General features: G+C 47.1%; 12 protein-coding genes. 3 read left to right on the top strand and 9 right to left on the bottom strand.

The annotated features are described in order from the left end of the window. Position 1: 1 nt before the first annotated feature. Together ctlX and J3P40_RS10300 are read left to right on the top strand one after the other, a co-directional pair. Complete coding sequence (gene ctlX / locus J3P40_RS10305) at positions 2-922, top strand: citrulline utilization hydrolase CtlX (protein WP_256005188.1); 921 nt, start codon at positions 2-4, stop codon at positions 920-922. Between the two features lie 81 nt (positions 923-1,003). After that, positions 1,004-2,395, top strand: a complete 1,392-nt coding sequence (locus tag J3P40_RS10300) for an arginine decarboxylase (RefSeq protein WP_256005186.1) — start codon at positions 1,004-1,006, stop codon at positions 2,393-2,395. On the opposite strand, the gene J3P40_RS10295 is transcribed toward J3P40_RS10300, so the two are convergent. The 8 genes from J3P40_RS10295 to J3P40_RS10260 all read right to left on the bottom strand — a co-directional run bounded on the left by J3P40_RS10295 (position 2,392) and on the right by J3P40_RS10260 (position 17,661). After that, the gene (locus J3P40_RS10295; protein WP_256005183.1) at positions 2,392-7,704 is read right to left on the bottom strand and encodes a carboxypeptidase-like regulatory domain-containing protein; all 5,313 of its coding nucleotides are present in this window, start codon (positions 7,702-7,704) and stop codon (positions 2,392-2,394) included. The two genes, J3P40_RS10300 and J3P40_RS10295, sit on opposite strands and share 4 nt — an antisense overlap. Before the next feature lie 27 nt (positions 7,705-7,731). Further along, positions 7,732-9,195: a carboxypeptidase-like regulatory domain-containing protein gene (locus tag J3P40_RS10290; RefSeq protein WP_256005181.1), complete on the bottom strand. Its 1,464-nt coding sequence runs from the start codon at positions 9,193-9,195 to the stop codon at positions 7,732-7,734. 5 nt (positions 9,196-9,200) lie between these two features. After that, positions 9,201-10,283: a FecR family protein gene (locus J3P40_RS10285; protein ID WP_256005178.1), complete on the bottom strand. Its 1,083-nt coding sequence runs from the start codon at positions 10,281-10,283 to the stop codon at positions 9,201-9,203. Positions 10,284-10,350: 67 nt separating this feature from the next. After that, positions 10,351-10,920 carry an RNA polymerase sigma factor gene (locus J3P40_RS10280; protein WP_256005176.1) on the bottom strand — a complete coding sequence of 190 codons (570 nt, stop codon included), beginning with the start codon at positions 10,918-10,920 and terminating at the stop codon, positions 10,351-10,353. Between the two features lie 100 nt (positions 10,921-11,020). Further along, a complete protein-coding gene (locus J3P40_RS10275; protein WP_256005173.1) occupies positions 11,021-12,109 on the bottom strand; it encodes a T9SS type B sorting domain-containing protein in 1,089 nt (362 codons plus the stop codon). A gap of 54 nt (positions 12,110-12,163) precedes the next feature. Further along, positions 12,164-13,276, bottom strand: coding sequence for a hypothetical protein (locus J3P40_RS10270; RefSeq protein WP_256005170.1), 1,113 nt, complete (start codon positions 13,274-13,276; stop codon positions 12,164-12,166). Positions 13,277-13,317: 41 nt separating this feature from the next. After that, positions 13,318-16,671, bottom strand: coding sequence for a VCBS repeat-containing protein (locus J3P40_RS10265; RefSeq protein WP_256005168.1), 3,354 nt, complete (start codon positions 16,669-16,671; stop codon positions 13,318-13,320). Positions 16,672-16,773: 102 nt separating this feature from the next. Beyond that, positions 16,774-17,661: an SMP-30/gluconolactonase/LRE family protein gene (locus J3P40_RS10260; protein WP_256005165.1), complete on the bottom strand. Its 888-nt coding sequence runs from the start codon at positions 17,659-17,661 to the stop codon at positions 16,774-16,776. Positions 17,662-17,752: 91 nt separating this feature from the next. On the opposite strand from J3P40_RS10260, the gene J3P40_RS10255 reads away from it, so the two are divergent. Continuing rightward, positions 17,753-18,010 carry a hypothetical protein gene (locus J3P40_RS10255; protein WP_256005163.1) on the top strand — a complete coding sequence of 86 codons (258 nt, stop codon included), beginning with the start codon at positions 17,753-17,755 and terminating at the stop codon, positions 18,008-18,010. A gap of 1 nt (position 18,011) precedes the next feature. On the opposite strand, the gene J3P40_RS10250 is transcribed toward J3P40_RS10255, so the two are convergent. After that, a complete protein-coding gene (locus tag J3P40_RS10250) occupies positions 18,012-20,573 on the bottom strand; it encodes a DUF5686 and carboxypeptidase-like regulatory domain-containing protein (protein ID WP_256005160.1) in 2,562 nt (853 codons plus the stop codon). Positions 20,574-20,658: the final 85 nt, after the last annotated feature.

Raw genomic sequence — 20,658 nt, 5'->3', positions numbered from 1 at the left:
TATGCAGACAACCCGTAATATTTTGATGATCCGTCCGGTAAACTTCAGGTTTAACGAACAGACTGCTGAAAACAACAAGTTTCAGAAAGCCTCTGATTTGCAGGATCAGGTACACGAGCAGGCGCTTAAGGAATTCGATCAGTTCGTTGAGGTGTTGAGAAGCAACGGTGTAAATGTCACGGTAATCGATGACACGCCGCAGCCGGAAACGCCCGACTCGATATTTCCAAACAATTGGGTCTCTTTCCATGATGATGGCACGGTATATCTATACCCGATGTTCTCGGTAAACCGCAGGCATGAGCGACGGGGCGACGTGATTTCGACTTTAAGTACCCGATTTCAGATCAAAGATGTGGGGGATCTTTCGAATTTCGAGGCGAAGCATATGTTTTTGGAAGGTACAGGCAGCATGGTGCTGGACCGCGATCATAAAATTGCATATGCCTGCCTGTCTTTACGTACCAACGAGGCTGTACTTCATGAATTTTGTGTGCAGTCGGGATACACTGCGGTTGTTTTCAGTGCTCTGGATGCCGGCGGATTCCCGATTTACCACACAAACGTGATGATGTGCGTTGGTGATACCTTCGCTGTGATATGTCTGGAGGCGATACCCGACCCGGCACAGCGGGCCTTGGTGGCTCAGCGGTTGCGGGATACAGGTAAAGCGCTGATCGAGATCGATTTCCAGCAAATGGGCAGCTTTGCGGGAAACATGCTGCAGGTAAGGAATGAAGCAGGTGAATCTTTACTGGTTATGTCTGAACAGGCTTTTAAATCGCTAAGCCAAGACCAGGTATCTGTGCTTGAACAGCATGCCAGGCTCGTTTATTCGCCTTTATATACCATTGAACAAAACGGCGGCGGAAGCGCGCGCTGCATGCTTGCGGAGATACATCTTCCCTTAGCTCAGCGCTAGCATTTTTGACATTAAAAATATTTAGCGTACAAAGTACATGTCAATTTAAAATTACATTTTTGCAAAAACTTTTAGATATAAATGCAGAGTTACTCCGAGTTTCTTGATTTAAGCGTTGGTTTTCCGCAGGAAGGTTTCAGCGTTATAGATGATGAGTTGTATTTTCAGGACCTGAACCTGATGGAGATGATTGAAACTTATGGTACGCCATTGCGTTTCACGTATTTGCCTATGGTAACGAAGAAGATTCAGCAGGCGAAGATTCTTTTCCAGACGGCCATATTGAAAAACAATTACCGGGGCGACTATAAATACTGCTATTGTACGAAGAGTTCGCACTTTAAGCATATCGTGGAAGAGGCGCTTAAAAACGGGATCCACCTGGAGACTTCCTCGGCTTTTGATATGCCTATGATTGAGGCGCTGGAGAAAAAGGGCGCTTTAACGAAGGACATCACCGTGATCTGTAACGGTTTTAAAACCTATCAGTATAAGCAGTATATCATCGATATGCTGCACGATGGCTACAAGAACATTATCCCGGTACTGGATAACAAGGAGGAATTTAATCTGTTCGACGATGAGATTGAGATGGACACGCCTTGTAACCTAGGGATCCGGATCGCCTCTGAGGAACAGCCGGATTCTCAGTTTTATACTTCCCGCCTGGGCATCAGGATGGAGGATGTGATCGACTTTTACAACAACAAGATCTCTGCAAATCCGAACTTCCGGGTAAAGCTGCTGCATTTCTTTATCAATTCGGGTATCTCTGATACGCCGTATTACTGGAACGAGCTTGAAAAATACGTAACGCTGTACTGCAAGTTTAAAAAGGTAAACCCTGAACTGGATACGCTGGATATAGGCGGTGGTATGCCGTTTAAGGATTCCCTGGTTTTCGATTTCGACTATGAATATATGGTGAATGAGATCGTGAAACGTATCAAGGAGATCTGTGCGGAGCACGATGTGATTGAACCGGACATCATTACCGAGTTTGGAAAGTATACCGTGGCCGAGGCTTCCGGAATTCTTTATAAAGTTCTGGGCCGTAAGCAGCAAAACGACCGTGAAAAATGGCTGATGCTGGATGGTTCTTTCATTACCAATTTGCCTGATGTTTGGGCGCTGAACCAGAAGTATATCCTGTTGCCGGTAAACAATTGGGACTCTGAATACGAGCGTGTTAACCTTGGAGGTATTACCTGCGACGGACAGGATTATTACAACCAGGAGGCGCATATGAACAGTGTATTTATGCCTAAGACGCGAAAAGTACAATACCTGGGCTTTTTTAATACGGGTGCCTACCAGGAAGTGCTTAGCGGTTATGGCGGAATACACCACTGTCTGCTCCCCAGCCCTAAACACGTGATCATTAGAAGGAACCGCGACGAGACCTTCAACTTTGAGGTGTTTGGTGAGGAGCAGAACAGCAAGCAGGTGTTGAAAATACTCGGCTATACCTAAAGCTTACTTGCGCTTTTTGCGCCGGCATCGCTGGCCTGACCAACCTTGATCTTCATTGTGGTGCTGCCGAAGTGGCCGTTCATATCGGTTCCCTGTATGTTGAGCGTATAGCTTCCTGTAACATCAGAAGTGTAAAAACTTATCCTCGACTTGCCTTCACTATCTGTAGTGATATCGGGCTTCCAATAGATTGTAGACTGGAAATCGTTGTCTGCCGCGCTGGTTTGGGTCACCGTATATTTCGGGCTGTAAAACGCTTGTGGACGGACCGTAGGCACCGGCCTGTAATGGGCAATATCCGGTTCACTCACCCTGTACCAGCCCCTGCCGCTTTTCGTTTGCAGGTACAATGTACCTACGCTTTCACGACGCTTTACAGCGTATCCGCGCGCCACTTCTACAGCCTTCAATGAAACAGCTTTTATACTTCTTAGTCCCTCAGTTACCTCCGAAATCGAAGTGACGTTACGGATTTGCATCACTTTTGCCAGGGATTCACCATCGATGTAAATGTCGGCAGTGGGTATGGTTGTGAACCCATTCCATTTGAAAGCCACAATGCCACCACGCCCTTTTTTAGAATAATCGTTGACCAATCGTGATCCGGGCAGCTTTTGCATAAGGAATTCATACAGATCGGTGGTCGTAGATTCCTTGATATCGCTGTCGGTGAACCAATAATCTGTGTCCTTCGGGAAAGCATTGAAGGAACCGGGTCGCCTTTTTACCTTTTTTACCGCAACCTCTCTCAGGGTAATACCACCCTGAAATTTAAATTCTGGTTCGTTGAGGGTGAGATACTTTACCTGGTTCAGTCGGGCAGCATCTGCGTTTACGTACCAGGGGGCGATCTGATTCTGGTAATTCAGTAAGGAAGGGGCTGGCTTAAACGACTGTTCAACAGATACCTCCCCGAAGTTCATGGAAGTTCCTTTTGGCGTGCGTGCCTGAATAAAGAAGGCTCCGGAATCGATGGGCGGCAGGTTTTCTATGACATACCTGCCGGCGGTGTCTGTGACTGTTTCGGCAATGAAGGCTGGATTTTGTGAAGAGACAAGCATGCGGGCGCCGACCACCGGCTTTTTAAAAAGGTTGGTGACCATACCGGCGACTTTCAACTCCTTTTCTGCAAGATACGCTGGTTGGGCCGGCGCTTGTTCTTCCGTTTCCCAGCGGTAACCCGTCCAGCCCTGTGTGAGCATAAGATTATCCAGTGCTTCCCAACGGTCCTTCCCTGCTCCATACATATAAAAACCAGGTGTTTCGATATGTCCCTTCAGATTGGCCTGGAGTAATAAACGGGTAGTGATTGCGTCATTGCCCATGGTGTCCCCGTGGATCTGGCTGTCGTCGGTCACAGAAACGGATAACTCACCCGATACAGGTTTTCCATAGCTGTCTTTAACTTCAATACCAATGCTAACGGAACCACGCTTGGCGTAGGACTGGCGATCTGTATTGAGGGCGATCTGCAGGGCGTCGCGATGATCTATGAATATCAGGCGCTCGTTGACCGGCTGTTCATTCCTGAGGAGTGCAATGCGGGTAATGCCGGTGGGAAACAGATCTTTATGGAGGTTCACACTTAAACTATCGGCTAAGAGAATATCCTGTACAAAGGTTACTGTTGCCCCCGAGGTGGCAATGAGCGTAAACTTGTCTGGAGACTGCCCCTGCGCCGGACTGATCCGTGCAAAGACCCTGATGGAGTCGCCCGCCAGGGGATTCCATACTTTCAGTATCGACCCGGAGGCTTTAACCTCCGGTAAAGGAAATGTTTTTATTATCCTGCCCGACTGCATAAGTCTCGCAGTATATTTATGACCCGGAGCCGGCGTAAAAGAAAACTTGCCCATGCCGTTGTAAAAGCTCTTGAACGTCGTTACTACACGCCCTAATGAATCACAAATTTCACCTTCTGCGTGGATGCCATATCCATCTTCGGCCAATGCCTTGAAAGCGACAGTGGAAGAATGCCCTGCTACCAGGTTCCCCCCTTCCGGCAGAAACTGCAGATCGATATATTTCTCCCTTTGCAGGCTTAACGGCACTTTAAGTACCTGGTTACCATCGTTTGGATGGACACTCTTAATCACGGCCCTTATGCTCCGTGCGTCGTACTTTTCTTTAAGGGGATAGGTAAATTGAAGCGACCCGTCGACAGCAGTCTGAAGTCGCTGCTTATTGATTTCCCGGTCGCCCTCCATAATCAGGACATCAACATCTCTTAGCCCTGCGGGCGACTGGTCGAAACGCTTCAGCAGCAGGTCGGCCTGGATACTATGCCCATCTCCCGTTGTTTTTGTGGCCACCGAGGAGTTGACGAGCCAGCTGTTCCGGGTTGGTTTTCCCAGGTAAAAGCGCTGCGTAAAGAAGGATTCTGGTCCAAAGTTCTGCATCCAGTTGGTATAGGCTTGTACGGTGTATCCACCCTCCCGGAAGATCTTGGGGTTTAAAGGAATCTGCGCGTATCCTATGCCCGACTGCAGTTTAACGCTTACCCGCCTTGCGGTAAAACCGGTATCGCTGTTGATGTCGACATACAAAATGCCGCTGTTTTTTGAGGGCATTAAATTGTTATCCATCAGGTAGGCCTTAAACCACATGGTATCGCCAATTTGGTAGGCGGACTTGTCGAGGTGTAGATAGAGCTTCTCACCAGGCATGCGCTTCTGGTTGCTGTTAAAAGCCGATATGATCTTTGAAGATTGTTCACTTGCTTTAGTCACCGGCCTACGCGATGCCGATGGACCCGGCCCGGAAACCTCATAACGGTAGACCTGGTGCACCAGATCGCCCGCGGCACTGATCCCCTCTACGGTGACCCGGTAGGTTCCTGGTCCGTCTCCATTGAAATAGCTGAGCGTAGCTGTTCCATTGCCGAAAGTACGGACGCCAGGATTCCAGTAGATGGTAGATCGATGGTCGGCCAGCTGATTCGTTATCCCGGGCTTATCATATTTAGGCGAATAGAAGAAGCGTGCCCGGTTAAAGCCTTTGGGTTTAATGTTGGCAACGTTTGGGATATATATCTTCTTTTTAAAGGGCCTGGTGTAAATGAGCAGTGCCGGTCCACTATTGAGAACCATCATTAAAGCCTGGTTTCTCTTTACCACATCCACCTTGATCACGTCCTCAGGAGCTACCATGTTATTATCAAGTACGTCCGAGATTTCGAAATCATTCCTTAGGCTCCTTCCATTAAGGAAAACAGCCATTGGCATTAACGCCCCACCTTCAAAATAGTGTGGATAATTAAATACTGTGCCATCTTTATTGGGCTGAAATACGACCCCTGCAACGATGCGCTTTAAACAATCGCCTAGTGTAGGACAGCCTTCCGTGTCTTTTAGCTTATACGTCTGATCTGCATGCCCATCCGGGATATGGAAGGGCCCTTGTGTAAATGCGGTTAACTCCTGCTGGCGTTTTTTTGCCTTGATCCGGACTTCCTTTAAGCGTGTTGCGCGACCGGAAAATCCGCGGTTAACCAATTGCTCGTCCTCCCTTCTGACATTTTGCAGGTAGGTTTCCATCGCAGAAGAATCCTGAACTAGGAAATCGGGCTTGATCTTGCCAGGCGTAATTTTTTGTCTGGCGACGGTGTCCAGTATGATCTCTACTTTCTTGGTGTTTTTCTTGCCTGTCGCCTGAACGGCAAAACTCAGACTATCGGTAATCATGATTGGATTGAACTGGAATTTTCCGGCTGCATCTGTTTTGATTACCTCTAAAAACCCGGGTCGTAACGACATCAGCGTTACCGTGCCATTGGGAACCGGTTGTCCCGTAAGTGTGAGTACTTTTCCGCTAACTTCTGTACCAAGGCCTTCTGCGGCGAATTTCGGCTGCGATGGATTGGGGCTCGCCGTATTGCCGATTGCCCGGATCAGCTCCTGCCAGTCGAACCGCCTATAGCCTTGCGTTAGCATCAGGTTGTCGAGTTTCTGAGGGGCTTCTGGCGATTTATCTATGAAGTAGTAGTTTGGTTGTTCTACGTATCCTTTGATGTCAGAAACTAACAGCAAGTCTGACAGGATAGTATGTCCGTTTTCCTCGTGGTGCGGCACCCTATGCTCGTCGACTACAGAAACAGAGAAATTGCCGGCCAGCGGCGATCCGGACTCGTCTGTGGAGCTTAATTTAAGCTGTACTTTCTCTCTGGGCTGATAGCTGCGTTTGTCGGACCGGATATCGACGTCCATTTTCCTGCTGTTTTTTATAAAAGCCAGTCGTTCATTGAGTGGTTCGTATTGGCCATTGAAGAGGCTGAACTGGGCGACTCCATTTGGGAAATCATCTTTTTTTAACCAGACGGAAGTCATAGCCCGGGTAAGTCCTACCTTAAGGGATGCCACGGGTTCGCCGCCCGACTGGGCGACGAGATACACGTTTCGAGGCGAGGCTTTGCTTCCATACGAGCCCGCAGATGCATAGATCCTGACAAGTAAACTATCGGGATTGGGTTGGTAAACGGAGAGTACGTAACCTTGTGGAAGTGCTTTCGGTAGCGTTACGATCTTCTCGGTGCTATCGGCAAAGCGGATTCTGGCCTGATAGTTTTTACCTACATCAGGGCTTAGCATGAAGTTGCCCATGCCTGCATGGAGACTTTTGAAACGCAGAATTTCTGTCTGACCGTCCAAAATGACTCCACTTACTGGTGTGCCGCGCCCATTTGGCGCTACTGCCTTAAACGCAATTTTTGAGCGAATCCCGTTCACCATATAGCCGCCTTCCGGGAAAAACTGCACATCGCTTTCGGACAGCGAAGTGGGCTTGGTCTTCTCCAGCGTTTCATTTCTCTTTTTCCTCTTGCCGGAAGCTTCAACCTCCCGCTGGTCTGTATCGCTGAACCCTGCAAATGAATCGCCTATCCAAACGGCTCTTTCAAAGAAGTATTCAGGTCCTGCATTGCGCATCCATTGGGTATAGGCACGTAGCCGGTAATTGCCGGCTGGATACTCATCGAGCAGGACAATATCGCCCATGGTTGTACCTGAGGTAACGGGAAACTTTAAAGACCTCATGATGGAGTCCTTGTTGTTAATGAGATCCACGTAGAGTGCTCCGCTTTTTTTTGAAGGCTCGTTTTTCGCTCCAAGCGTAACATAGCCTTTAAACCAAAGGGTATCGCCTACTGCGTAGTAGGGCTTGTCTGTATGAAGGTGGACCTTCTCCTGAGGATTGCTTGCAATCCATTTTTGAAGCATGCCTGCGATTCGTTCCGCAGGGTTGTCTTGCCTGGGCATAAAGGCCAAGAGTAAACCGACAACGGAAAAAAATGTGATGGTGAGATAGCGTTTCATATTTTTTCTGGTTAGTTATTTGAACTTTTAAGGTTCAGCCTGATAATCCAGCGGCAGCATATCAGCGACGCGTTCATATCCCCACATGCCCTCGTAAAGCAGCGAACCTGGGTCATAAATCGCCCCGTTTTCAAAGAAATCTACTTCCGGGGCGGTTCTGTACACCAGTGAAACCTGGTATGGAGCCAGATCATCCGGACGTTTGATCTTATAGCCGGAGTATTTGGCGTAACTTTTTGTTTCACGCTCGCCTTTATAGGTCACGTAAAGCGCGTCTTTGAAGTCAATTTCGCGAAGTACGGCCGACTTGCGTTTTACCAGTTCATGTGTGGGAATGTCTTCCCTGATCAGGATTTCCACGGTATCCGGCGCGCTTTTCATTTTAAGGTACAGCGCAAGGGAATCCATTCTGCGTCGCCGCTCCTTGCGACTCTTTACCTCTTTGGCGAACATTTCAATCTTCCGGTTAATCAGGCTGTCGGATAACTTTTCCGGGTTTTTCGACTTGATCATGCGGTTTACAACAAAACCATGATCTGCATAGGTATTGCTGAACAGCGCTGAAAAAAAGTGTTGCGGAGAGCCGTTGTAAGCGGTCTCCCGCTTTTTATGATACTTCTTCCTCTTAGCCCGCGATTCCTCCAGCTCCTCAAAAAATGGATATCCGAAAAAGCGGACGACCTGGGTTTCATCGTCCCGTTCAAAATACTTCAAAAAATAACGAATGCGATAACCAAGGGCTTTGTTTTCTACGACAATGAAGTCGTCGGCCCTGGCTTTCAAAATGCGTTGCTCGTCGTCATATTCAAAGGAGACAACCGACGGATTCAATATTTTGCACCCTGCAGCGTTGGGTGATGTACCGATGAAGTTTTCCTGGAAGACCCTCATACGTGCAAGCCAGTAGCGGTCGGGCTTTACCACTATTTCGCGCAAAACGTTGACATCCTCATCCAGAACGATCTCCAGTTTGATGTCGCGATTGCTGATGGTCACCGTCTGTTCGTTAGGCTGGTACCCTATCATCTTAATCACCAATGTATAATTTCCGGGCCTGACAAGTGGCAGTTTAAAGCAGCCTTCATTGTCTGCGACGGCACCTATCTGATAATTACTTACCAAAACTGCTGCGCCAGGAAGTGTCTCGCCCTGCTTGTTTCTGACCAGACCGGATATGGCAAAACCACTTTTTGCACCTGTGGTATTTTTCTCCGTGATCATCACAACCTTATCTTCAATAAGATACTGCAAAGGTTGGTTAAACAAAGCCGCGTCGAGCACTTCCTGTACCGTAGCATCTTTTTTTTGCAAGGCGATAGGTCCTACCTGGGCAATTGCAGATTGGTTGTATAAAAAATCATGGCCGCTCTGCTTTCTGATCTCTTTAAACAGGGCCGGCAGAGATATTGCTTTTTCGTTGATGGTGATCCTTTGTGCTACTGCGTTTAGCGTAACCACCAGGCAAAAGACGAAAACAATCGGATATCTCACAGCTTCTATTTTACAACATAAACCTTCTTCCCTTCTACCCTGAACGTGATGTTGCCGGTCATTTCCAATGCTCTGAGTACTGTAGAAAGGTTTTTAGTACGGGATATGGTTCCGCTAAGCCTCAGATCTTTATGGTCTGCAAGCTGAATCACTTCTATGCTGTACCAACGTGCGACTTCTTTTAGAATATCTGAAAGTGCTTCGTTATTGAAAATAAATTCCCCATTCTTCCAGGCTACACTTTCTTTCAGATCGGTACGGGACACGGCGATATCACCTTTTGTAGCCTGAGACTGTTGGCCGGGCAGCAATACTCTTGTTTCCCGCTCGTTCGACACCCGAACAGAACCTTCAAGCAAAGTGGTTTTCGCAGTGGCCTCATCAGCATATGCGCTGATGTTGAAATGCGTACCCAGTACTTCTACTTTCTGCTTTTGGGTATTCACAATAAATGGGTGTTCTTTATCTTTTGCCACCTCAAAGTAGGCTTCACCTGTGAGCCTAACTTCCCGGCGTTTCTGATGTGCAAAAGATGCAGGAAACGTAATAGACGAGGCGGCGTTAAGCCAAACCTTCGTCCCGTCTGGTAAACAGACCTGGTATTGCTGCCCTTTAACAGTTGACAGCGTATTGAATTCTATGGTATTTTCTTCAGCAGGCGTCGCTGCCTGTTTGGTATATAAAAGAATATCTCCCGACAGTTTGGATATACTGACACCGCGCTGACCGGCGATGTGCCCATCTTTAAGTCCCGAAAGCGACAGCCGTGTTCCATCGGCCAGTTCCAGTGTTGCAGCTCGTACAGCCGGACCTATCTCTGCACCCGGCGTTGCGGCCAGTGACGGGTTTGCAGCAATATCTCGCGTTGCAGATGAATGAACGACCAGGCCTATACCCAGTGTGGCAACAATAGCAGCGGCGGCATACCATAAGCGCCTTGGTCTGCCAACCTGAGCCGGGCGGATTCTGGCATAAATCTCAGCGCTTTCCTGCTCCAGCTCCTCTTCGGTTAGCGCAGGTATATCAGTCCTTCTGAAATAGTGAAGGTAATACTTTTCACGTTGTTCGTTATTGGTTTCTTTATTCATTTCATGCCGTCTTCTTAAATAAAGGCAATCCTAAAGAACCATATGGGTACACGTGCTTGAAAAAAAATTAAAAAAAACCAAAAAACGCCATTAGTCCGCCTATTCTAAGCCTCAGGTGTTTGAACGCGCGTTTCAACTGCGTGGTTACGGTACCTTCGGCAATTTGCAAATACTCAGAGATTTGCTTGGCGGTCATGTATTGATTGCTGCGCAACTCATAGATCTCACGCATCCTCGGGGGCATCGCTGCGATACTTTGTGCAATCATCACACGGATATCTTTTTCCCTGATCAGAAAATCTGTTCCGGTTGCTTCCTGATCATTAAAGGGATTGTCTTCTGAATATTTCAGTTTTACGCCCTTGTGCTTATATAAATTATAAATCTTGTTTAACACTGACTTATAAAGATAGCCCGAGAGCGTCGTATTGAGGTCTAAGCGCGTCCGGTTTGCGAGCATCCAGGCGAAAACGTCCTGAACTAAATCTCTCGACTCTTCCTTATTCCCTACTTTATGGTAGGCATACAAATACAGGGGTTTGTCGTAACGGATGTAAATTTCCCTGAAAGCACGATCGTCGCCAGACACGAACATTGAGCACAATTCGTAATCATTATATGATTTATAGTCGTTCATGGGAGCGCATATTCAGCTGTACAGGGATAATTGGTTATAAACGCAATATAACAAGGACTTATTAAAAATCAAACACTAAAGTTGTGGCCGGTTTGGACAATTAGCGAACGATGGTTAAGCTTCCGGTAGCAGGCGGACAGTTCCCGGCGATAACGATCCTGTAAAAATAAACGCCTACAGGTAAATCCTTGCCGTTTCGCCTGCCATCAAATGCTTTAAGGGGCTCACGGCTTTCGAAAACAATGCCGCCGTTACGGTTATATACCACCACCTGCGGGCGGTCGTATTGTTCAAGTCCTTTGATTTGCCAGACGTCATTAGTGCCATCGTTATTTGGACTGAAAGCGGTGGGAATGCCAAGGCCAAGCGCGCCAAAGCTAATGTTGAACAGTGTGCGCTGGCTCTCGCAACTGCCTGAGGCTACTGCCGCGTAGTAATCGCCGGCCCTATCGATATTGACTCGGAATGCTGGTTGCGCGCTCTCCCGAATTAATGTTCCCGCAGCGTTATAAAGACGGTAGACAGGGGGGGCGTCAACAAACTGGATCAAGGCAGTTATCCGAATCAAGACGTTGCCCGGAGCGCACATCAGTATATCGTCCACAGTTGGAGCGGCTATCGGACGCGACTGTGCGGGAATGCTGAACTGAAAATCCCTTGAACAATCTTCATTCTCCACCCTGAGTGAATATTGCCCGGCTGGCATGCCGTTAAGGTCGGCACTAGTGCCAAGCAGCTGGCCTGAACTGTTTCGCCAGGCGTAACTTTTGACCGGCGAACTGACTCTGAGACCCCGTATGCTACCGGTTTGCAGATTACAGAAATCTGCGCTGATCGCAGGCTGGGCAGATAGTTCGATCGCCGGACTTCCTTGGGTAACATGAAAAGGCCCTATGGTGGTATCACTGCCGCTCGTATTGCTCAACTCGAGCATGTAAAAATTAGGAGAGGCGTTGATCAGATTCAGATCAGTGGAGACGGTAACCTGGGGGTTTGCCTCTACAAACCAGCGAAAGTCGGTAGCATCAGTTACGATGCCTGTAACAGCTCCATTGTTCTGTCCGCATGATGTGGGTATTTGCTTTACGTTTGTAATGTCGACTGTAATTGGGTCGAACGTTATAGGGGAGACTTCGGCAGAACCAGTGAATAAAGGAAATGCAAAAAAAAGCAGCCGGTGATATTTCATGCCCTGTACATACGATCCACGCATGACAAGATAAGCAATATCACCGGCAAATGCTTAAAGTTTGAAGGATATACCTGCGTTTATGGAATAATCTGCAAATGCGGCGTCGCCATGCGCTCTCGCCGTAGGTGTAGATCGCTCTATGTCAGTCACACTACGCGTCCTGTTCCTGTACAGGGCGACCGGTACAGTAGCATAAATAGCAGCACGCTTGAATTGATAGGTAAGACCCGGCTCAACCGACCAGATATACCCTGGGCGGCGGAAGTCGCCACTTCCACCAATCAAATCCCTAACTGGAATGCCTTCTATTCTCGCTCCTGCGGTTGCAACCAAACTTCCAGCCGCATAGTTTACACCAGCACGTGCCATATATTGATCTGGAACACTCATAATCGTTTCGTTATATAGCGTTGAACTAACAAGTTCTCTGTAGGTTCTAACCCCGTTCTGACCTCTTGGGTTACTTAAGTAATACAGGTTTCCGTATAACCCAAAATGTGGAGCCAAATTATAATAGGTGTTTACCTCAGCAGTTATGCCTAGTCCACCATCTCCCAACTGGATAGACTGGTCAACTGTTCTCAACTCCTTAGTGTCTCCCGGCCCGACATTATGCCAATAGTCCTGGTACTTATAATCACCGGTAGGCAACTTGAGCCCAAGCCCTAACTGTATGTTTCCCTTTCTGTTTTTAGCGGGGTCTAGTAACCAGCGATACCCCGCTATACGTATGTCGCCGAGCCCGTAGGAATGCATCGCATGTCTGCTGACTCGGTTATGTTCATAAAGTGAGGTACGCTTATTTGCCAAAATTGGTACATCGATCATCATAGACCAGCGACTGTTGAATAATCTCGTCAGAGCTAAATCTAAGGCATACTGGTAATTGATAACTTCAGTACCAAGCTCAATACGCTCTTCCTGATAGTCGCTTCCCTTGTAATGCTTGTTTGATTTAAAGTAGCGGTTATTGGCGTTAAATACCCATCCACCACTGCTGCCAAGTTCTTCATCAGGATGCTCGGTCATGGCACAGATGCCACCTGTACTTCTGATGGCCACACAGCCTTGTGCGCGCACATCCGTACTCACCGCTGTTGTTGCAAGTACCAGCGAGAATACCGCAGAGAGTCTTGCGTAACGTTTAATAAAGATTTTTTTCATTTTTGGTTTGTATAGTTTGTTTTTATGATTGGTTCTTACGATTAGTTACCGCTTAGCCGGTATGCTTTCACCTTATCCTGGTTGACGCCTAAAAGAAGGGTGTTGTTAACCATCAAGGCACTGCGGACATCTCCCTTTATCTTAAAACCAGACTCTGCTTGGGGTATATACCTGAACTTTCCTCCACCAATCCCTTTAAGCAGGACACCATGGTTGGCGTCGTATTTACCGAAGCGGAGGCGCGATTGATTCAGGTTTCCGCAGAGAATCAGGTCTTTAACGCCATCCTTATCGTAGTCTGCCGGCGTTATGGTAAATACTGGTGAATACTGTGCTTCAACCGGCAATTCTCTTAGCGCAAATTTTCCATCTTTTGTCCGTTCAAAGAAGGCGGTTTTCAGATAATTGGAACTGAGCTTTTTTACGCCCTCCAACTCTTCCTCAGTGAAGATTTCCTTCAAACCGGCTTCCGAGTAACTCTTATAATCAGGAAACCTGGGCCTCATAACGCTCATCTGATCCAACATTTCATCGCGCGTTACATAAGGATAACTCTTGCCCATCAGGTAAAAGCACAAGATCGGGTCTACAGCCCCATTGTCGTCAAAGTCTTTATAAAGGAGCTCGGCGGGTTCTGAGTCGCTTACCTTGCACTGACTGTTTAAGCCAAGGTTGCCGATGACCAAGTCCTGCCTGCCATCGCCATTCAAATCTGCAAGCTGCAACGTATTCCAAAACCCACTATATTTCTTATCGAAGTACTGATCGGTCTTGTCCTTTAACCTTCCGCCCTCATTTATATAGGCAGTAACCGGCATCCAGTCGCCCACCACAATAAGATCCGCCTTCCTGTCGCCATTCAGGTCTGTAACAGCAGCATCGGTAACCATGCCCGCAAATTCAAGTTCTGGTGCAAGCTGCTTTATACGGTCACTGAATTTCCCACGGCCGTCATTAATAAGCAGGTAACTTTTAGGTGTTTCTGGAAATCTGCCCGGTATAACCCGTCCGCCAACAAAAAGGTCGGCCTTGCCGTCGCCATTGAAATCGCCTGCAACTACACAACTCTTGCTTGAAGCCATCGCCGGAAGCGTACCGGTCGACTTTTTAAATCCGCCTTTTCCATCGCCCAGATACAGACGATCCTGCAGCAGAGGATCATTTTCCTGAAAGTCATGATACCCACCGCTCACGATATACAAATCGAGTTTCCCATCGCCGTTTGCGTCAAAAAACAAGGCATCGGTATCCTCACTTCCCTTGTCGGCCCCAAAAGGGTTTGTTACGGAGAACTTGCCATTCTTTTGCTGGATAAACAAGGCGCCCTGCTGGTTCGCTTCGCCCCCTACAAATACATCTTCGAGGCCATCGCCATTCACGTCTGCCTTGGCCATGCAGGGACCTGAGAAAGAGATGGCGTTGACCAGTAAAGGCTGCCGTTTAAAGTCGTTACGCCTGTTTTTTTCCTGGGCATAACCCACAGGCGAAGTAATCTCTTCAAATACTGGCTTTGCAGGTTTAGGCGGAAAATATTTACCGGCGGCATCCTTTTCGTTCAGGATGAGCAAGCGGCTGGTAGCCACATTTGTGAGCACTTGCTGTTTGCCGCTGAGCCATACCACCCTCAGGGAGTCAATTTGCTGCGTTTTTCCGACGCCAAAGTGAAGCGTAGGCGTAACACTGGACAGGTAGCCGCGTGCCGGACTCTGTTCGAGCAGCTGCAATTTCCCTTTGTGGTATATGGTCACTTTTGCGCCCAGACCGTCCGTATTGCCCTTCAACCCTTCCAGCCTGACCTTCAGATAACTGTTTGCCGTATCGGTCTGATTCTGATAAATAAAGGCTGGCTTGTTGAGGTTGCTCACCACAAGATCAAGATCGCCGTCATTGTCCAGGTCGGAGTAAATGGCACCACTACTGTTGGAAGGCTCGTTCATCCCCCATTCTGCGATCTTGTTACTAAAGGTTAGATTGCCATTGTTTTTATAGATATAATTCTTAACGTCGGAAGATGGAAGTTTACTAAGCATATCCAGAATATGCTTTGGTTCGACCTGTCCGTTCAGGCTCCTGAAGTAATTTTCATTATACTTTACCACATCCATATTGGTAAAATCGTGCAGATATCCGTTCGTCACGAAAAGATCTTTGTGGCCGTCGTTGTCGAGGTCCGCAAATAAAGGCGCCCAGCTCCAGTCTGTATTAGACACACCTGCCAATTGCCCCACTTCACTAAAGCCACCGTTGCCATTGTTCACGTGCAGCATGTTGCGCATATACTGATAATAGAGACCGTTACGAAGGTTCATGTAAAAGTATTCGTAGTTGTCAAAGCCCTGCAAAAGCTTCTGCCGCTTGTTGTCTTCAGGGATCATGTCGAGCGTATAGATGTCCTGCAGCCCGTCATTATTAATATCAGAGATATTGCTTCCCATGGAATACATGGAGATGTGATCTAACGTAGAGGTTAGCTTATCTGTAAAGGTCCCATCACCATTATTGATATAAAGATGATCTGGAATCGAATAGTCGTTCGACAGATAAATATCCGGCCAGCCGTCATTGTTCACATCGGAGATTGCTCCGCTTAAGCCATATGAAAGGACGGAATTGGAAATTCCTGCAGATGCGGTAACATCTCTAAACCGGCCCTTTTCGTTGCGATAAAGCTTGCTTCCCGACATCGGATCTTTAGTTGCCCGGTACTCCTGAATGGTTGCATCGTCCAGTTCGGTTAATACTTTTATGTTTTCGTTGACCAGAAGAAGATCTAGATCGCCGTCCTTGTCGTAGTCAAAGAAAAAGGACTGGGTGGAGTAAGCAGAATCTGCCAAACCGTAGGCCTCGGCTTCGTCTTTAAACACCGGAATACCGCTCTCATTCAAACCCTGGTGAATAAAAAGCTGGTTTTTCCGCTCCTCGCCGTCGTGCAGACCGGAGTAGCATATATAAATATCCAGTTGGCCATCACCGTTCACATCAGCCATGTTTACACCGTTCTTCCAACCTTCGGCACCTCGGCCAGCAACACCGGCTACATCTGTGATGTCGGAAAACTGCATGTTGCCATGGTTCAGATATAGTTTATTACCCACCATATTCCCCGAGAAATAAAGTTCATCTAAACCATCTCCATTCAGATCGCCCGCGGCTACCCCGGCCCCATTATAATAGGCTGGATAGTTAAAGATGTTCTGATCAAAATTCTCAGCAATGGTGTTTGCAAAACTGATGTTGGTCTGACTGGCATCCAGCAGCTTGAACAGCGGATTTTCGACCACTTTTTCCGAGTCTGACTGTCCCGAAGGGGAGCACCCGGTGAAAAGCAAATATACTATAGATAGACCGTAACTAAGGCGTCGGCCGGCAGCCCGAACCAGGTTTACATTCGTCATGTTGGTTATGTTTGGTTAAACGAGTGAATAATAATACACAAGTTCCAATAAATAGACAACATGAACAAAAAAAAGTCCTATATAATCTGGAATCTTTCTGCCTTATTCAACACCCCTGACATTCATAGGAAGGGTATAAACAGATTTTGATGAAGTAATGAACAGGGTTTTCCTGTCTTTCCCCATAAAGCAGACGTTGCCCGTCCAGCCTTTGAGCGGAATATGGGCGATTTGCGTCCCGTTCGGATCAAACACTGTAACACCACCCCCGGTAATATATATATTGCCCTGCTCATCCAGCGTCATGCCGTCGGAACCCTTATTAAACATTAGCTTTTTTTCTTCCAGCTTACCCTTCCCGGAAATGGTATAGCGGTAGGTTTTCTGGGCACCCAGATCGGAGACATACAAGTATTTCCCATCAGGTGTTCCAACAATGCCGTTCGGTTGCTTCATGTCGGCAATTACGGTTATGATGCTGGCAGAGCGCTTCGCCCCTTTTGGAAGATAGTACACATTTTGGCCTTCGAGATCCGGCTTCTTCCTTGTCCAATAGTCGCGCTGGTAGTAAGGATCAGTGAAATAGATGCCCCCGCTTTTATCGACCCACATGTCATTAGGGCCATTTAGCTTGCGCCCGTTCAGATCGTCAATAAGCACGGTAACACGTTTATTTTTGTCGATAGACCATAGTTCGTTATTTTCATCGGCACAGGCGAGCAAATTGCCCTTACGATCAAAATGCAATCCGTTAGCGCGTCCTGTTTTATCCATGTAAACCGACAATGTCCCGTCCGTTCCATATTTCCATATCTTGTCGTTAGGCTGATCCGTAAAAAACACCTCACCTTTTTTATTGACTGCCGGACCCTCCGTAAAGGAAAACTGGCTGCTCACGAGCTTTAGATCGGAGGGATTAAAAAGTGTCTGACTAAAGGCAGAACCGGACAGGCCAACGAAGGCGCAAAACAAAAAACTTACTGATTTCATTTGGTTGTGTGTAAAGGTTGCTCTAAAATAGGAAAATAACCACACTAAACAATATAGCGGGTATGGCCGTTATGTATAAAACAATACTAACATGGAAAACAAAGAGAACAAAACGGGTCTTGACCAATGGAACGAGCGCCTGGATAATAACCTTGAACCAGAGCGTGCAGGCGATAAAGCAGCAGACATCAATGCGGCAGCTTACTCGCAACAGCAGGGAAGCGGCGACCAGTCGGACGACCCGGAACGCATGCCCAACCTGACCAGCGATGACGAGATGGAAGACAACATGGCCAGGGAGCAGCCGAAAAGCGCCACTCCGCAGGAAAAACTAAACCGGGAGGAATAGGCTAAAAGTCAAACTTGACCCGCGCCCTGATTCCCCATTCTGAGACGTTTGGATTGTCGAGGTAAGTAAACCGCCTCACGGCGTCGACCCTCAGTATCTTGAAAATATTGGCCACGCCAACGCTTCCTTCGATATAGGGCTCGCTGTTCAGGGAATTGGTGATCGGAACGCCTTCATCATTTCGTACAAACTGAAGTGTACCATTGTTGTAGGCTGGGTTATTCTCATCCCTCAAGCCCCCGTACAAAGCCTTAAAGGATACCACTTCCCTCAGCTTAAGGTGCTTAAGCAAAGGAAGTTTGTTGAAGAAGAAACCGTTAAAGCTGTGATCAATATTGATGCTGGCGTAGTGATCGCTCACAAATTCCATAAAGTTCATCAGGTTATAAGACTTGAGCTGATAGGCATAAGTCTGATTGGCCCGGTGGATGGAAAGCAGTGGAAATGGCACCTGACCGAAGATGTAACCTCCTTCGAGTGTCATATCGGTATAGCCCAGCTGACTCAGGTAAAAACGTTTGTCGATACTTGCCCGCAAGTTGTGATAGTTATATTCGCCCCCAAGCACACCTTTGATGCCGGCGGTATATCCTAAATTAAAAATTGGATACTTGCTTATTAACGGCGTACGGTACACTTTGCCCTGATAGAACTTTTCATTCGGCGCATATCTCAGCTCCAGGGATACTTCTGAGGTGCTGATCTGAGACAAACGACTGAACTGATTGGTGACTGAGTTATTGAAGTATAAGCCACCGGCAGGCGACTGCACCCATTTACGTAAACCGACACTGTATGAAAAGTGGTTTTCGAATTCTCTCAAATAATCTATCCGGTAAAAGTCATTGTACAACATCATATTGTTTTCACCGCGTTTAAACGATAAAAAGAAATTGTCTTCCTGCACAAACTGTAGTTCCTGACCCGGAATACGTGTGTCGCGCTGATAACTGGCCCGGATATAATTCTGCGGAAAAGCATAAATTGACTTGCTGTTCAGGGAATACGTACCGCTCAGGAAGTATTTTAATTTTTCGTCATTAAAGCCATAGGCACCGTAGGTTTCAAAATAAATGCGCTTACTAAAAGCAGGCGTCGTTCTTCCACCCAGTCGGAGACGAAAACCCTCCACTTCATTGAAACTATAAAAGGTATTTACCGGACCCACCTCAAACGGTCCGAAATCCTTATAACCCGCAAAAAGCAGCGTGACAATATCCATGGTACGTTTAAAGGAAGGCAGACTTTGCAGGGTGTCCAGGTTTTTATAAACCTGATCGGTGTAAGCTGCAGTGGCCTCAGGCCTTTTGGCCGACCAAAATTCGTCGCTCCGCCTATCTGCTTCCGCTGCAACTACTACGTTTTCATCTTTGAGCACTGGATCTGCAAATGGCTCGTTGATTTTATAATTGCTGTAAGTTACGGTGCGCTCTGCTGTAAAGCCTGTTCCGGAATTTTTTGTAATACCGAAATCGACCACAAGATTTGTTTTTTCCAGGCGGTAACGCTTATCCGGGTTCTGCTCGAAATCGAGCTTCGCCTCTAGTGCCCGGACAAAATTCAGGTTGATATTTTTATTTACAGAAAGAAAGGCGCCCTGAACAGCATAGTTGCCATCAAGCGTTACGTACAACTTTCCTTCAAACAACAGGTCCATCTTGTTTCTTGGTGTAAAAGAAAGTTCCACCAGGTACGGCTGCTGCGTTTTAATCGTGTCGGTTATAAAAAATTTATAAAAGGCCGGGGAGGAATCGGATATCGGGCTCAACAGCTGATTGCTTACAATCATAATGTTGTTGTCGTATATATCAATATCCTGATACATACGCTCGAAATATGAACTGATACCCTTATTATCAATAAAACGGTCGTCGAAATTTACTTGTTTATCGGCCTGGACTATCGTTTTGGTTTCCTCTGGATTCTTGCTGTAATAATTGTCGGAAACCTTTTCCTGCTGGAACAGAGGCAGCATGCGCTTGCCCCCTATTTTGTTAGAGTCCTGTTCCTTAAACATGAACTGCATGTGGCGGAAAATCCGCCTGCTTTTAAACTTATCAGACACATTGCTCATAGAGAAAAGCATCCGCTCATACTTCTGATAAGCCAGATGATCATAGTGTTGGACCCTGTTTTTTTCCTTGTTGGCAATTACGTTCCGGATCAGCTCAACCGCGGGATTATCTCTGTTACGATAGGGCTGCTTCTTAGCCCCCCGGATAACCACCTCATTCATTTGCATAGCTTCCGGCTGGAGCTGGATGTTTATCTGCTGCGAAACTCCTGGTTTTACTGCTCTTGTTTCTGATTTGTAACCGATATAGCTAAACCTGATCTGACTATCCCCACTGTTTAAGGTAATTTTGTACTTGCCGTCAACATCAGTCTTACCACCCTTGCCGCTTGGCATCAGAATAAAACTGGTATAAGGAATAGTTTCTCTGGTCGAGGCATCTGTGACGGTTCCACTTACCACAGTCTGCTGTGCCCACACCGGCATTACAGCACTGAATAGAAGCATCAGGAAAGACAATATATATGTATAATAAGAGTTTACGTTCATTTCGCTGTTTGGTAATTAGACCATGAAATTGACGCAAAGTTACTACTCAACTACTGAATATTGTAGTATAAAAGTCAGGATGAAG

It is taken from the genome of Pedobacter deserti (genome assembly GCF_024436415.1).
Lineage (GTDB): Bacteria > Bacteroidota > Bacteroidia > Sphingobacteriales > Sphingobacteriaceae > Pedobacter > Pedobacter faecalis.
The sequence above is the reverse complement of the archived record's forward strand: the minus strand, read 5'-3'. Positions and strand labels throughout refer to the sequence as shown.

Bases quoted from the DNA above. Each gene is read 5' to 3' on its own strand.
- ctlX (WP_256005188.1), top strand. From the start codon at position 2: ATGCAGACAACCCGTAATATTTTGATGATCCGTCCGGTAAACTTCAGG.
- J3P40_RS10300 (WP_256005186.1), top strand. From the start codon at position 1,004: ATGCAGAGTTACTCCGAGTTTCTTGATTTAAGCGTTGGTTTTCCGCAG.
- J3P40_RS10295 (WP_256005183.1), bottom strand. From the start codon at position 7,704: ATGAAACGCTATCTCACCATCACATTTTTTTCCGTTGTCGGTTTACTC.
- J3P40_RS10285 (WP_256005178.1), bottom strand. From the start codon at position 10,283: ATGAATAAAGAAACCAATAACGAACAACGTGAAAAGTATTACCTTCAC.
- J3P40_RS10280 (WP_256005176.1), bottom strand. From the start codon at position 10,920: ATGAACGACTATAAATCATATAATGATTACGAATTGTGCTCAATGTTC.
- J3P40_RS10275 (WP_256005173.1), bottom strand. From the start codon at position 12,109: ATGAAATATCACCGGCTGCTTTTTTTTGCATTTCCTTTATTCACTGGT.
- J3P40_RS10270 (WP_256005170.1), bottom strand. From the start codon at position 13,276: ATGAAAAAAATCTTTATTAAACGTTACGCAAGACTCTCTGCGGTATTC.
- J3P40_RS10265 (WP_256005168.1), bottom strand. From the start codon at position 16,671: ATGACGAATGTAAACCTGGTTCGGGCTGCCGGCCGACGCCTTAGTTAC.
- J3P40_RS10260 (WP_256005165.1), bottom strand. From the start codon at position 17,661: ATGAAATCAGTAAGTTTTTTGTTTTGCGCCTTCGTTGGCCTGTCCGGT.
- J3P40_RS10255 (WP_256005163.1), top strand. From the start codon at position 17,753: ATGGAAAACAAAGAGAACAAAACGGGTCTTGACCAATGGAACGAGCGC.
- J3P40_RS10250 (WP_256005160.1), bottom strand. From the start codon at position 20,573: ATGAACGTAAACTCTTATTATACATATATATTGTCTTTCCTGATGCTT.